Raw genomic sequence first — 14190 nt, forward strand, 5'->3', positions numbered from 1 at the left:
TTTATTTGTTAAAAAACCAAGCGCTTTAGAAACAATATATTTTTGCAGTATATTCATTTTACGAAAGCATAATATTTTATCTTTGAACGGAAATTATTAAAAACAAACTAATGTTAACTTTACAAATTAACACCAAATAGTTTTTACGTTGTTAATTTCATAGAGTACAGATTGATAAATACCTCCAAAAAGATTAAAAAAATGAGTACAATAAAAGAAATCCTTTCTATACTTGAAGAAATGGCTCCATTGGCTTATGCCGAAGATTTTGACAATGTTGGTTTAATAATAGGAAACGAAGACTCTGAGGCCACGGGCGTTTTAGTTTGCCACGATGCTTTAGAAAATGTAATTGATGAAGCCATTGCTAAAAAATGCAATTTGATAGTTTGTTTCCACCCTATTTTATTTTCTGGAATAAAGAAAATAACGGGAAAAAACTATGTAGAACGCTCTCTGCTTAAAGCCATAAAAAACGACATAGCCATTTATGCTGTTCATACCGCACTTGACAATCACCCAGAAGGGGTAAATAAAATATTTTGTGATACTTTGGGACTTATAAATACCCAGATTTTAATTCCAAAACAAAATCACATTCGAAAATTAGTTACCTATACCATTAGAGACAATGCCGAAAAAGTTAGAAATGCCTTGTTTGAGGCAGGAGCAGGAAGCATTGGCAATTATGACAAATGCAGTTTCAACTCCGAGGGGACTTTTACCTATCAAGGGAATGAAAAAAGCGAACCAACCATTGGTCAAAGAGGTGTGCTATCTACTGGTACCGAGACCAAAATCGAAGTCGTTTATGCCAAGCATTTAGAAGCAAAAATCATAAAGGCGCTAAAAGAAAACCATATTTACGAAGAAGTGGCTGTCGAAATTTACAATATGAAAAACACCTTTAATCATATTGGTCTAGGAATGATTGGCGAACTGGAAGAACCAATGGATGAAAAGGATTTTCTGCTGTATGCCAAAGACAAAATGAAAGCCAACGGAATTCGTCATTCTGCTTTTATAGGAAAAAAAATAAAGAAAGTGGCCGTCTTGGGAGGTTCAGGTAGTTTTGCGATAAAAAATGCAATTCAAGCCGGTGCCGATGCTTTTTTGACTGCCGATTTGAAATATCATCAGTATTACGAAGCCGAAAATCAACTTTTATTGGCCGATATTGGACATTTTGAAAGCGAACGCTATACAAAAGAGTATATTGTTGATTATCTTAGAAAAAAAATCCTTAATTTTGCAATCATTTTATCGGAAGAAAATACAAATCCAGTTAAGTACTTATAGAATATGGCGAATACGAAAGAATTAAGTGTTGAGGACAAGTTAAGAGCAATTTACGATTTACAGCTAATTGACTCTAGAATTGACGAAATCAGAAACGTTAGAGGTGAACTTCCTTTAGAGGTTGAGGATTTAGAAGATGAAGTTGCAGGTTTAAGCACTCGTTCAGAGAAATTGAAAAGCGAACTCGAAGTAGTCGAAAACCTGATCAAAGAAAAAAAGAATGCAATTGACGAGCACAAAGAAGCTGTCAAAAAATACACAAAACAACAAGAAAGCGTTCGCAACAACCGCGAATTCAACTCTTTGACTAAAGAAGTAGAATTTCAAGAATTAGAAATTCAACTTGCCGAAAAGCAAATCAAAGAAATGAAAGCTTCTATTGAGCATAAAAAAGAAGTAATTGCTTCTTCAAAAGAGAGATTAGAGTCTAAATCATCTCACTTGAAACATAAAAAATCAGAATTGGATGCTATCATGTCTGAAACTCAAAAAGAAGAAATCTTCTTATCTGAGAAATCAGCAGAATACGAAGCATTAATCGAAGATCGTTTATTGGTAGCTTACAAAAGAATCAGAAGCAGTGTTCGTAACGGACTAGCAGTTGTTTCTATCGAAAGAGGAGCATCAGCAGGATCATTCTTCACGATTCCACCACAAACGCAAGTAGAAATTGCTTCTAGAAAGAAAATCTTAATTGATGAGCACTCTGGAAGAATTTTAGTCGACAGTGTTTTGGCTGAAGAAGAAAGAGAGAAAATGGAACAATTGTTTTCTAAATTCTAAAAATAACTAAGCCTCGAATTTCGAGGCTTTTTTTATACCCTATTATTTTGAGCCTTAAAAAAAGCATTCGTTTTCTAGTTGTCAAATCCGTTGGTCAATACATCAACCTGCTCAGTTTGGTACATCCAAAAAAAGCCTTACATGTATCTTACTCTCTTTTTAGTCAACCCAGAATAGGGCGTCTTTCCAAAGAAGACCTACCAACAATTCTACAAAATACCATTAAAGAGACTTTCCAGCATAACGAACACCATTTTCAAACCTATACTTGGGAAGGGAATGAAACCAAAATCCTTTTGGTTCACGGCTGGGAAAGCAATTCGGCTCGTTGGGAGAAAACCCTACCGTATCTACAAAAATCCGGAAGCACCATCATTGCCATAGATGCACCCGCACACGGACAAAGTAGCGGTAAGGAATTCAATGTACCTCGTTATGCTGAGTTCATCAACAAAGCAGTCGAAAAATACAATCCTAGTATTATCATAGGCCATTCTATTGGAGGGGCCGCATGTGTCTTTCATCAATATTTATTTCCAGAATCCAGCATTAAGAAAATGGTGATTTTGGGCGCTCCATCTGATTTAAAAACGCTTATTGACAATTATATCAAAATGCTGAGTTTAAATCCTAAAATATTTTCACTAATGGAGAACCGTTATTTAGAGAATTTCAATTTTAAAATAGACGCTTTTTCAGGTGCAAAATTCGCATCTCATATCACAATAGAAGGTATCGTTGTTCATGACAAAAAAGATAAAGTTGTTTCTTTTGAAGAAGGAAAAAAAATAGCTTCTAATTGGAAAAGTGCCCGTTTTATAGAAACATCTGGTTTAGGTCATGCCCTACATGACGATGATTTATATCAAGAAATTTATAGTTTTTTATTTGGAGCCAAAAAATAGGCATTCTTGTTACTATGGATTCCCGCTATCCACTATATTTTTTTTCTATTTACCCTGTCAGGGTTCAGAACCCTGACAGGGTAAATAGAAAAAAGGATGCCGTTACTATCGGGGCTAAAAGGTTTTATTTTTTTAGTTCCAGGAAACATTCAAACATTTTCTAATAATCTAAAAATCCAAGAAGTCTAAAAAAACACTACTTTTGCAGTATGGAAGAAAATCTAAAACGCCTCAATAAATTCATAGGAGAAACGGGCTATTGTTCCCGTCGCGAAGCCGATAAAATCATCGAAGAAGGCCGAGTAACCATCAATGGTGTTGTACCAGAACTTGGGACTAAAGTTTCGCCAGATGACGAAGTGCGCATAGACGGAAAACTAATTCGGGAGAAAAACGAAAAACCCGTTTATCTTGCTTTCTACAAACCCGTAGGAATAGAATGCACTACTAATCTTGAAGTTCGCAATAACATTGTAGATTACATCAATTACCCCAAACGTATTTTCCCTATTGGCCGATTGGACAAAGCCAGTGAAGGTTTGATTTTTATGACCAATGACGGTGATATTGTCAACAAAATATTGCGTGCCAGAAACAATCACGAAAAAGAATATACCGTAACGGTAAATAAACCCATAACGGATCGTTTTATAGAGCGAATGGGTAATGGCGTGCCTATTTTAGACACTGTTACCCGTAAATGCAAAGTAGAACAAATCAGCAAATACATCTTCAAAATCATCTTAACACAGGGATTGAATCGTCAAATCCGTAGAATGTGTGAGTATTTAGGTTATGAAGTTACGGCTTTGAAACGCATCCGAATTATCAATATTTCTCTAGATGTTCCTGTAGGTCGCTATAGAGATTTAACCGATGCCGAAATAAAAGAACTGAACGAATTGATTGAACCTTCCAGCAAAACAGAAGAAGCAAGTTTACCTAAAGCAGAACCCGCAAAAAGAAGAACAGAATTCATCAAAAGAGACGATCCAAGGTTTAAGAAGAGAGGGGATTATTAAATACAAAAGCCGTTTCATGTTATTGAAACGGCTTTTGTATTTAATATCAAAACCATCGCTTTCTTTTAAATAAAAACACTCCTAAAGCAGATAATACAATAGATACCGAAATAACAATCCAGATACCGTAATCATTATCTTCTAAGTCATTAGGCACATTCATCCCGTATAAACTTGCGATCAATGTGGGAATCATCAAAATAATGGAAACAGAAGTCAACTGTTTCATAATGGCATTCATATTATTGGAAATTACAGAAGCATACGCATCCATCGTTCCTGTCAAGATATCACTATAAATACTTGTAGTTTCTTGTGCTTGACGCAATTCAATTTCTACATCTTCTAACAAATCCGAGTCATACGACTCCCGTTGTGACTTTATATTCTTGATTCTATGAAGCAGTATATCATTGCCTTTCAAGGAAGTCATAAAGAACACCAAACATTTCTCGATTTGAAGCAACGCTTGTAATTCTTCATTCTTGATGGATTGCTCTAGATTTTCTTCCGCTAATTTTATCTTTTGGTTGACTTGTTTTAAGTACTTCAAATACCATACACTCGATGACAAGAGCAATTTCAAGACCAAATCAAAATTACCATGAATGTCTTTATTTTTGCGTTGGGTATAGATTACAAAATCGGTTAACATTTCAGTTTTATGAAAGCTGATGGTAACACAAACCTCATCTTTAAAAACAACCCCAACCGGAATCGTATTAAATGGCAGTTTAACATTATCTGTATTCACTGGAATCCTAATGATAATAAGCGTCCAACCGTTTTCAACCTCTATACGGGGTCTTTCGTCAATATCTTCAATATCATTGTAAAATTCTTCGGGAACTTGTAATTCTTCTAGGAGGTATTTTTTTTCTTCTACTGTTGGACATTCAATATTGATCCAGCAGTTTGGAGTCCACTCTTTAGACTCGATTAATCCGTTATTGTTTTTGTAAAAAGCTTTCATTTCAAAATTCTATAGGTGAGTTTATAGCATCCTGAAAGTTTTTCAAGTGCTTTATTCTTTCAATTTTCCCGAATAATAATCGTCCATTTGGTGGTTATTTTTAAGTTTTGCAAAAGTATCCTTTTATCTTTCTTAAAAAAACAGATTCAACTTATTTTAAGAAAGGATTAAGAAAAAGAAATGCCTTAAACTTTCGTTTAAGGCATTTCTATAAATTTTTATGTACTTCTATTCGTTTCTGGCAATTCTCATTTCCCTTGCCAACAATGTGTTTTTCAACAACATCGCGATAGTCATTGGTCCTACTCCACCTGGTACTGGAGTTATGAATGAACATTTTTTGCTTACATTTTCAAAATCTACGTCACCAGTAATCACGTATCCTTTAGGATTTATATCATCTGCAACACGAGTAATACCAACATCAATAACTACAGCTCCGTCTTTTACCATTTCTGCTTTCAAGTAGTTTGGAACTCCCAAAGCAGTAATAATAATATCAGCTTGTGTTGTGATTTGAGCAATATTTTTGGTATAACTATGCGTTAATGTTACCGTTGAGTTTCCAGGAAAACCTTTTCTTCCCATTAGGATACTCATCGGTCTTCCTACAATATGACTTCTCCCTATTACTACAGTGTGTTTTCCTTGAGTTTCTACACCATATCTTTCTAGCAATTCCAAGATTCCAAAAGGAGTAGCAGGAATAAAAGTAGTCATATCCAAAGCCATTTTTCCGAAATTCTCAGGATGAAACCCATCGACATCTTTTCTTGGATCAACAGCCATCAAAACTTTTTGCTCATCAATTTGCTCCGGAAGAGGTAACTGAACAATAAAACCATCGATTTCACTATTCTCATTCAACTCCTTAATCTTTTTTAGCAATTCAGTCTCTGAAGTTGTACTTGGCATTTTTATCAAAGTAGACTCAAAACCTACACGCTCACACGCTTTTACCTTGCTTCCTACATAAGTTAAACTGGCTCCATCATTACCAACAATCAAAGCTGCTAGATGAGGCACTTTACCTCCTTGAGCTTTAATCTTTTCTACTTCGGCAGCGATTTCGCATTTAATATCTTCCGCAGTTTTTTTTCCGTCTAATAGTTGCATTTTAATTTAGTTTTAGTTTTTCAGATTTCAAGCTCACGTTTCAAGCTCACGTTTCAACAACTTGAAACCTGAAACTTGAAACAAAAAATTATCTCATTCCAGGCATTCCTTTCATTCCGCCCATCATTTTCATTAGGTTTTTTCCACCTGGGCCTTGCATCATCTTCATCATTTTGCTCATTTGGTCAAACTGTTTCATCAATTGATTCACTTGCTCAATTTTTGTACCGGAACCTTTGGAAATTCTAGCTTTCCTTTTTACATCAATTATGGCAGGCTTACTTCTTTCTTCTGGAGTCATAGAATGGATAATTGCTTCAATATGTTTGAAAGCATCATCTTCTATTTCTATATCTTTCATTGCTTTTGAAGCACCTGGTATCATTCCTACCAAGTCTTTCATATTACCCATTTTCTTTACTTGCTGAATTTGCGACAAGAAATCATCAAAACCAAATTCATTTTTAGCAATTTTCTTTTGGATTTTTCTAGCTTCATCTTCGTCATATTGCTCTTGCGCTCTTTCCACCAAAGACACAACATCCCCCATACCGAGGATACGTTCTGCCATACGAATAGGATAGAATACATCAATAGCATCCATTTTCTCACCAGTACCCACAAACTTAATTGGCTTGTTCACTACCGATTTGATAGAAATCGCAGCTCCACCACGAGTATCTCCATCTAATTTGGTTAAAATAACCCCATCAAAATTCAAGATATCGTTGAAAGCTTTTGCTGTATTTACTGCATCCTGGCCTGTCATGGCATCCACAACAAATAAAGTTTCTTGTGGTTGAATGGCTTTATGCACTTTGGCAATTTCATCCATCATTTCTTTATCGACCGCTAGACGACCCGCAGTATCGACAATCACTACATTAAACCCATTGGCTTTGGCATGCTTAATTGCATTTTGTGCAATTTCGACTGGATTTTTGTTTTCTGGTTCAGAGTATACTTCAACTCCAATAGAATCTCCAACAACATACAATTGTTGAATTGCCGCTGGACGATAAATATCACAAGCTACCAAAAGTGGTTTTTTATTCTTTTTGGTTTGAAGATAATTGGCCAATTTACCGGAAAAAGTAGTTTTTCCAGATCCTTGCAACCCCGACATTAATATTACTGATGGAGTTCCGGAAAGATTGATTCCTGCAACATCTCCACCCATCAATTCAGTAAGCTCATCTTTGACTAACTTTACCAATAATTGTCCCGGTTGTAATGTAGTTAATACATCTTGACCTATTGCTTTCTCTTTTACTTTGGTAGTAAAATCTTTGGCAATTTTAAAATTGACATCGGCATCAAGTAAGGCACGACGCACTTCTTTCAAAGTTTCGGCTACGTTTACTTCAGTGATTTTTCCGTGTCCTTTTAATATATGAAAGGCTTTGTCTAGTTTATCGCTTAAATTATCGAACATAATTGTATTTCTCTTTAATTAAGCCGCAAATTTAATGATTTGATATTGAAGTTTAAATAGTATTAGAAATAAAAAAGCAATTGTTTTAAAATAAAGTTCAAAACAACAAAAAGAGGCTAGATAAATCCAACCTCCTTTTCCCAAAAATAAAAAAACTAACTAATTATAATTAAAAAGTTGCAGAACTGCTACCTTGGTAAACAAACTTAAAAGTAAAATTTCTTGCTACCGAATTGGCACCCGGTGTTGCTGGAGCATCTTTGTAATAACTTAGGATTTCAAATTTCGCATATTTTCCATTGTGCGTTTTTACCACAAATACTTTTCCAGCTTTTGCAGAAATAATATGTGTGGTAGAATTGTAGTCATACCAAGCATTATCTCCCGAAGTCGGAAACGCGTATGTCTTTGCTGCGTCTTGTGCAAATGTACCCACTGCAGGAATTGTAGTGACAACACCTAATGTACCGGAAACAATACTTACTGCACCAGTTCCTGTTCTAACTGGCTCATCTGCAAGACCGATTAGCGTTCCGCCATTTACAATAATAGTTGTCCCTCTGAAAGCAATATCCCAATTATCATTTGTAACTATAGCATTTTCTGAAAAACTAAATTTTGTAAATGCCCCACCATCTGGTTGCCCTTGCCCCCCTGTTTGAGGAGCGGCTAAATTGGAAACCGTTTTTGTTTCTAATACTACCGCAGCAGGAGTATCATGATCGTTATTGCAAGATGCTGTAAATAGCACTACTGCTAAAAGAGAAAGTTTTAAAAAACTTGTTGTAAATCTGTTTTTCATAATAAAAGTGTTTAAAATAATTAATAATTGAATTGTAATCTTCCGAAAATCTGTCTTCCTGAAACGGTGCTAATTTCTTCTGGATTTGTAAAATCAAAAAGATTGTTTACACCCATTTGGATAGAGAATTTTTCTTTAATTTGTTTTGAGATTAAAAAATTGGCTGTTGCATAACCATCGACAAAATCATCATACGTATCTAAAATTTGATTGCTATTGGTATCCCATAAACCATATTTACTTCTATAAAAAACTTGTAAATTAAAATCGGTTCTTAACTTTGGAATCGTATAATACATTTTCACATTTGCCGTATTTTTCGAGCGATTCAGCAACCCAAAATAATCGAATTTTTTAATTTGAAAAGATTCTAATGTGGCTGGATTTCTGGCAAAAACAGTTCCGTTTTCTATAGCCTCAACAACCGATTGATCTTTTGCAATTAGATATTGATATCCCACAGAAACATTAAATTGATTAGAAAAATTATAAGTCGAATTCAATTCTAACCCATAAGTGAAAATTTGATCAATATTAAAGTAGCTAAACGCATTTTGCCCATTTGTTTTTTGAGCTACAACCCGAGTATCAATTAAATTTGAAATAGAATTATAAAACAAATTAGCTTCAATTTTTAATCTCTCTTTTTGATAAAAACTTCCAAAATTGAAGTTTACAGAGCTTTCTGGTTTCAATGGGTTTTCAAAACTAATTCCAGGAATTCGGGACAACAATTGCCCTTGACTTTCTAATACATTTAATTTTGACTCTGCAACATTGTACCCCAAAACGGTATATCCTACAGATGAATTGGTAAAATCAAAGTACAATTGTCTAAAATCTGGTGATTTAAAGCCATAACCTACGGATGATTTGAGTGATAAATGAGTGTTTATTTTAAAGTTTATGGCTAGTTTTGGGCTGAGCTGCGATTGATATTGATTGTTATTATCGTATCTCAAACCCGCCAGAATATTCCATTTATCGGTTGGATTATAATCGTATTGAAGAAAAGCGAATTGCGAATTGAATATTGCCTTTTCGGCAAAATAAGTTCTATTGAGCGTTTCATAATTTAGACCAACTCCTGCAGTTAATTTGTGTTTATTGATCGAAAAAGTGGTTCTAATTTCGGGACGAAAAAGCCATTGGTCATAAAAACTTTCTTCAAAACTCACATTGTTTGGATTATTCAAGAAAGACTCGTTTTTATAATTGGTTGTATATAATTCGTAATCCGTATTTATTTTTGAATTCCATTTTTGTTCCAATTTTGTATTAATATCCCATTCTTTTATAGTCTCATCTCCATTATAATTTAGTTCCTGAATAATCGTTTTGTAATCTTGTTTCTGATGGTAATATCTAGTCCCTAAAGTCAATTTGAGTTCCTCCGAAAAATCAAAATAGAATCTAGGCTGAATCGTTATATTCGCATAAGGTTCAACTGTTTTGAGTGCAGTCGTTTTATCCAAATCATAACCATCAGATTTAAAATAATCTGCAAAGACAGTTCCAGAAAATTTTTTCTTTTTCCAATTCAAACTAGCATTAGTGTCCATCGTATTAAAGGTTGCATAGCGATACAAAAAACTCCCTGAAAGCAAATCTGTTTTTGGTTTTTTGGTAATAATATTAATCACTCCTGCCAAAGCTTCCGATCCATACAAAGAGGATGAAGCTCCTTTTACAATTTCTATCCGTTCTATATTACCAACACTAACTCTTGATAGGTCTAAAGTTCCAGCACTTCTCCCCACTAGCGGCACTCCATCCATTAGAATCAAAGTATAAGCAGCATCCAAACCTTGAATCTGAATCCCTTCGACACCCCCAAAATCGGCAGTTGTGATGAGTCCTGTTTGTTGTGCCAAAATCTCGTTTAGTCTTGTCACTCCTGCTCTTTCAATAGCGGTTGCAGTAATTACATAAGTAGGCAATGGCAAAGTCGAAAGCTGTCTTTCGGTACGTGTTGCTGTCACGATGACTTCGTTTAATTGTTCTGTTTGTAAACTACTATCTTCTTTATCTACTTGAGAAAACACAAGTGTTGGCAACAAAATCAAACCTATGAACTTCAATTTGTTTAGAAACATTCTTATTAATTTTTGACAAATGTATCTCTTATTTTTATTTATTCTAAATAAATATAGTATTTTTGACGAAAATTATTATTCATTAAAAACTAACCTTATGAGAATCAAAGCATTCCTTGTTTCAATTGTATTATTAACAAGTCTAACTGGTAATAGTCAAGATTTGCAGCAGCAACAAGACATTAATTCCATCAAAGCAATGTGTGGCTGTTATGAAGTGAAGTTCAATTTCACAGAAACTTTTAAATATTCAAAAGACAGTATCAATTACAAACCATCAGCAACCAAACACGAAAGTGCACTCGAATGGGTTGAGTTACTAGAAGACCAACCCAACAAAATTGTTTTGCAACATTTATTGATTGTTGGAACTGGAGAAAATGACATTGTAAAACACTGGAGACAAGATTGGCTGTATGAAAACACCGATTTGTATTCTTTTTTCAAAGATCAAACTTGGAAATTCAACAAATTGCCAGCCAAAAATGCAAAAGGTCAATGGACACAAAAAGTATATCAAGTAGATGACAGTCCTAGATACGAAGGAACTGCAAGTTGGGTTCATGTTGACGGAACAGATTATTGGAAAAATACAACTGATGCTCCCCTACCAAGAAGAGAGCACACCAAAAGAAATGATTATAATGTTCTGAAAAGAAGAAACATTCAAGAAATAACATCGTTTGGCTGGATTCACGAACAAGACAATGACAAACTGGTAAGAGATGCTGACGGAAAAGATGTCTTATTGGCACAAGAGAAAGGAATGGACATTTATACCAAAGTAGCCGACAGTAAATGTAAATTGGCTCAAAATTGGTGGAAAAACAATACTGAAGTTTGGAAAAAAGTAAGAAGCAAATGGGAGAAAGTTTATGCTACTAACAAAGATTTATCATTACAAAATAAAGTAGATAAGAAATCGCTTTTCGCTGTTTTATTTGCTTTAAAACCTACCGCAACTCAAGCAGAAGTTGATACTATAATTGATGCTTTTGTAATCAAATAATTAAGAATTACGCTTATGTGCAATCTAAAAATATTAAACCGTACCTCGAATGGAATTCTACTGCATTGCCATCATAGGGATATGTATCAATTGCTGTTTAACAATTTAACCTTTGATTTGAGTAGTGTCGAAATGACGAGTTTCGCCAATTATTTGGATCAAATAGACATTGATTATTGGGAAACAGAATATAAATATTCCATTTATGAAAAGAAGATTCCTATTCCAACTTTGCAGTCTAATTTTATTATTTTGCTTAACAGAAAAGAACTGGAGGAATTACGGTATTTGGTAGATTGCATCAATGAATACAAAATTCTAAAACCATTTGAAATCAATTATCTGATGGTTTCAAATTGATAGAATACTTTAGAAATAGCACAAAAAAAATCCGTCTCGTTTTGAACGAGACGGATTTTTCATTTTATATACAAAAATTACATTCTCGCAGGCACATTGATACCCAGCAATTGAAAGGAATCTGCAATAACATCTGCCACTTTTTTGGACAATTGCACTCTGAATATTTTTTTGTCCAAGTCAGTTTCTCCAAGAATCGAAACGGCTTGGTAAAAAGAATTGTATTCACGCACCAACTCATACGTAAAGTTGGCAATCAAAGCGGGGCTATGATTGTGAGCGGCATTCTGAATCACTTCTGGAAACAATTTAAGTTGTTTTACTAGTTCTTTTTCTTTTTCATGTAATTCTTCAATTGTTGAAGTAGCAGAAAAATCAAAATTGGCTTTACGAATAATCGATTGAATTCTTGCGTATGTATATTGTATAAAAGGCCCCGTATTTCCAGCAAAGTCTACAGATTCTTCCGGATTGAATAAGATTCGCTTTTTTGGATCTACTTTTAAAATATAATATTTCAAAGCTCCAAGTCCTATTGTAGTGTATAATTTTGATTTTTCATCATCAGAATAAGTATCTAGTTTTCCTAAATCTTCTGCAATTTTTTGAGCTGTATCTGTCATTTCTTGCATCAAATCATCGGCATCAACTACAGTTCCCTCACGGCTTTTCATTTTTCCAGAAGGTAAATCTACCATTCCGTACGATAAATGAAAAAGATTAGAAGCCCAGTCAAAGCCCAATTTTTTCAGAATTAAAAACAATACTTTGAAGTGATAATCTTGTTCGTTACCTACTGTGTACACCATTCCGCCTACATCTGGCATGTCTTTTACACGTTGAATCGCAGTTCCAATATCCTGTGTCATGTACACCGCAGTTCCATCCGAACGCAATACAATTTTACGATCCAATCCTTCATCGGTCAAATCAATCCAAACCGAACCATCAGGATCTTTTTCGAAAATTCCTTTTTCAAGACCTACCTGAACTACATCTTTACCCAATAAGTAGGTGTTGCTTTCATAATAGAAACTATCAAAGTTTACGCCTAGATTTTTATAACTTATTGCAAAACCATCATAAACCCATTGGTTCATGGTTTTCCAAAGTGCAATTACTTCTGGTTTTCCATTCTCCCAATCCAAAAGCATTTGTTGTGCTTCCAAAATGATTGGAGCTAGTTTTTTAGCTTCCTCTTCGGTTTTACCGGCATTCATTAATTCGGCAATTTCTGCTTTGTAGGCTTTATCAAAAGCAACATAATAGTTACCAACCAATTTATCTCCTTTCAATCCCGTAGAGTCTGGTGTTTCTCCGTTTCCAAATTTTTGCCAAGCCAACATGGATTTACAAATATGGATTCCTCTATCGTTGATGATTTGCGTTTTGTATACTTTTTTCCCCGAAGCCTTGATAATCTCAGCAACCGAATAGCCTAATAAATTATTACGAACGTGCCCCAAGTGCAACGGCTTGTTGGTGTTTGGCGAAGAATATTCAACCATTACCGCTTTATCATTTACCGAAGGCGTTACAAATCCAAATTTTTCAACATTCTTGATTTCGTTGAAGAAATTCAAATAATAAGAATCTGCAATTACTATATTCAAAAATCCTGAAACCACATTAAAACGGGCTACTTCAGGAACATTTTCAACCAGATAATTTCCAATTTTATTTCCTAATTCAACAGGATTACTTTTTACCAATTTAAGTAATGGAAAAATAACCATCGTAATATCGCCTTCAAACTCTTTTCTAGTGGTTTGAAACTCTATTTTATCAATGCTTACTTCAAACAAAGTTTGAATGGCTTTTTCTATAGATGGGGTAAGAATATTGGATAATGACATGTATACTTGATTTTTTTAAGTGTGCAAATATAAGGCTTATTCGCCAAATATAGAATGTGAAAAATAGCATTCTCTTTTAGAATGTTTTTTTTATAGATAAAAAAATAGGATTCCATTTTTTTTGCTTCGAGATCTGTTATAACTGCGTAAAAAATAGGCTCGCAGATCTCGCAGATTTACGCCCATTTTTCTAAAGCGAATGCCCAGAAAGCATTCTGTTTTTTGACTATTTACACCCTTAAAAAAAGTAAAAAAGTCATTTTTAAACAAGTAAAATTCGAAAATGCTTCAAAAAAATTTCAATTCCAAATAGCTAAAAATCAAAGCACCACAAAATAATTTCAAAAAAGATATTCACTTTTTCATAAAATGCTGTTACAAAACAAGAATAAAACAGTCTTATGGGAAATCATCAATCAAAATCAATCAATCAAAAAACAAATTATGAAAACTAAAGTAAGCAATTGGAATAAAATAATGTCGTATTTTATTGTTTATGCGTAATAATAGTTGTACATTTATCTCATTATGAGA

The 14190-nt window shown here is 34.1% G+C and carries 12 protein-coding genes; 6 read left to right on the forward strand and 6 right to left on the reverse strand.

The window, feature by feature from the left end; genetic code table 11:
• Positions 1 to 201 precede the first annotated feature (201 nt).
• From DB891_RS08180 to rluF, 4 genes are all read left to right on the forward strand, one after another.
• Positions 202 to 1299, forward strand: a complete 1098-nt coding sequence (locus DB891_RS08180; protein WP_116762421.1) for a Nif3-like dinuclear metal center hexameric protein — start codon at positions 202 to 204, stop codon at positions 1297 to 1299.
• 3 nt (positions 1300 to 1302) lie between these two features.
• The gene (locus DB891_RS08185) at positions 1303 to 2082 is read left to right on the forward strand and encodes a zinc ribbon domain-containing protein (RefSeq protein ID WP_116762384.1); all 780 of its coding nucleotides are present in this window, start codon (positions 1303 to 1305) and stop codon (positions 2080 to 2082) included.
• A 47-nt stretch (positions 2083 to 2129) separates the two neighbouring features.
• The gene (locus tag DB891_RS08190) at positions 2130 to 2987 is read left to right on the forward strand and encodes an alpha/beta fold hydrolase (RefSeq protein WP_116762386.1); all 858 of its coding nucleotides are present in this window, start codon (positions 2130 to 2132) and stop codon (positions 2985 to 2987) included.
• A gap of 209 nt (positions 2988 to 3196) precedes the next feature.
• A complete protein-coding gene (rluF, locus tag DB891_RS08195) occupies positions 3197 to 4009 on the forward strand; it encodes a 23S rRNA pseudouridine(2604) synthase RluF (RefSeq protein WP_116762387.1) in 813 nt (270 codons plus the stop codon).
• 46 nt (positions 4010 to 4055) lie between these two features.
• Here the strand turns inward: rluF and DB891_RS08200 are convergent, their stop codons facing one another.
• From DB891_RS08200 to DB891_RS08220, 5 genes are all read right to left on the reverse strand, one after another.
• Complete coding sequence (locus DB891_RS08200) at positions 4056 to 4982, reverse strand: magnesium transporter CorA family protein (RefSeq protein ID WP_116762389.1); 927 nt, start codon at positions 4980 to 4982, stop codon at positions 4056 to 4058.
• A gap of 228 nt (positions 4983 to 5210) precedes the next feature.
• Positions 5211 to 6098 (reverse strand): bifunctional 5,10-methylenetetrahydrofolate dehydrogenase/5,10-methenyltetrahydrofolate cyclohydrolase, encoded by an 888-nt coding sequence (locus tag DB891_RS08205; RefSeq protein WP_116762391.1) that lies wholly within the window; start codon positions 6096 to 6098, stop codon positions 5211 to 5213.
• A gap of 88 nt (positions 6099 to 6186) precedes the next feature.
• Complete coding sequence (ffh, locus tag DB891_RS08210) at positions 6187 to 7533, reverse strand: signal recognition particle protein (protein WP_116762393.1); 1347 nt, start codon at positions 7531 to 7533, stop codon at positions 6187 to 6189.
• A gap of 169 nt (positions 7534 to 7702) precedes the next feature.
• The gene (locus DB891_RS08215; RefSeq protein WP_116762395.1) at positions 7703 to 8335 is read right to left on the reverse strand and encodes an HmuY family protein; all 633 of its coding nucleotides are present in this window, start codon (positions 8333 to 8335) and stop codon (positions 7703 to 7705) included.
• Between the two features lie 20 nt (positions 8336 to 8355).
• Positions 8356 to 10431: a TonB-dependent receptor plug domain-containing protein gene (locus DB891_RS08220; protein WP_116762397.1), complete on the reverse strand. Its 2076-nt coding sequence runs from the start codon at positions 10429 to 10431 to the stop codon at positions 8356 to 8358.
• 97 nt (positions 10432 to 10528) lie between these two features.
• Here DB891_RS08220 and DB891_RS08225 point away from each other — a divergent pair, with 97 nt between their 5' ends.
• Together DB891_RS08225 and DB891_RS08230 are read left to right on the forward strand one after the other, a co-directional pair.
• Positions 10529 to 11440: a DUF6607 family protein gene (locus tag DB891_RS08225; protein WP_116762423.1), complete on the forward strand. Its 912-nt coding sequence runs from the start codon at positions 10529 to 10531 to the stop codon at positions 11438 to 11440.
• A gap of 15 nt (positions 11441 to 11455) precedes the next feature.
• Positions 11456 to 11800: a DUF6686 family protein gene (locus DB891_RS08230; RefSeq protein WP_124019504.1), complete on the forward strand. Its 345-nt coding sequence runs from the start codon at positions 11456 to 11458 to the stop codon at positions 11798 to 11800.
• 77 nt (positions 11801 to 11877) lie between these two features.
• Here the strand turns inward: DB891_RS08230 and argS are convergent, their stop codons facing one another.
• Positions 11878 to 13656 carry an arginine--tRNA ligase gene (gene argS, locus DB891_RS08235; protein ID WP_116762401.1) on the reverse strand — a complete coding sequence of 593 codons (1779 nt, stop codon included), beginning with the start codon at positions 13654 to 13656 and terminating at the stop codon, positions 11878 to 11880.
• Positions 13657 to 14190 lie beyond the last annotated feature (534 nt).

It is taken from the genome of Flavobacterium laiguense (assembly GCF_003097655.1).
In the GTDB taxonomy this organism is placed as follows: domain Bacteria; phylum Bacteroidota; class Bacteroidia; order Flavobacteriales; family Flavobacteriaceae; genus Flavobacterium; species Flavobacterium laiguense.

Excerpts from the sequence above, each read along its gene's own strand:
- DB891_RS08180 (WP_116762421.1), top strand. The coding sequence starts at position 202 with ATGAGTACAATAAAAGAAATCCTTTCTATACTTGAAGAAATGGCTCCA.
- DB891_RS08185 (WP_116762384.1), top strand. The coding sequence starts at position 1,303 with ATGGCGAATACGAAAGAATTAAGTGTTGAGGACAAGTTAAGAGCAATT.
- rluF (WP_116762387.1), top strand. The coding sequence starts at position 3,197 with ATGGAAGAAAATCTAAAACGCCTCAATAAATTCATAGGAGAAACGGGC.
- DB891_RS08200 (WP_116762389.1), bottom strand. The coding sequence starts at position 4,982 with ATGAAAGCTTTTTACAAAAACAATAACGGATTAATCGAGTCTAAAGAG.
- DB891_RS08205 (WP_116762391.1), bottom strand. The coding sequence starts at position 6,098 with ATGCAACTATTAGACGGAAAAAAAACTGCGGAAGATATTAAATGCGAA.
- ffh (WP_116762393.1), bottom strand. The coding sequence starts at position 7,533 with ATGTTCGATAATTTAAGCGATAAACTAGACAAAGCCTTTCATATATTA.
- DB891_RS08215 (WP_116762395.1), bottom strand. The coding sequence starts at position 8,335 with ATGAAAAACAGATTTACAACAAGTTTTTTAAAACTTTCTCTTTTAGCA.
- DB891_RS08220 (WP_116762397.1), bottom strand. The coding sequence starts at position 10,431 with ATGTTTCTAAACAAATTGAAGTTCATAGGTTTGATTTTGTTGCCAACA.
- DB891_RS08225 (WP_116762423.1), top strand. The coding sequence starts at position 10,529 with ATGAGAATCAAAGCATTCCTTGTTTCAATTGTATTATTAACAAGTCTA.
- DB891_RS08230 (WP_124019504.1), top strand. The coding sequence starts at position 11,456 with ATGTGCAATCTAAAAATATTAAACCGTACCTCGAATGGAATTCTACTG.
- argS (WP_116762401.1), bottom strand. The coding sequence starts at position 13,656 with ATGTCATTATCCAATATTCTTACCCCATCTATAGAAAAAGCCATTCAA.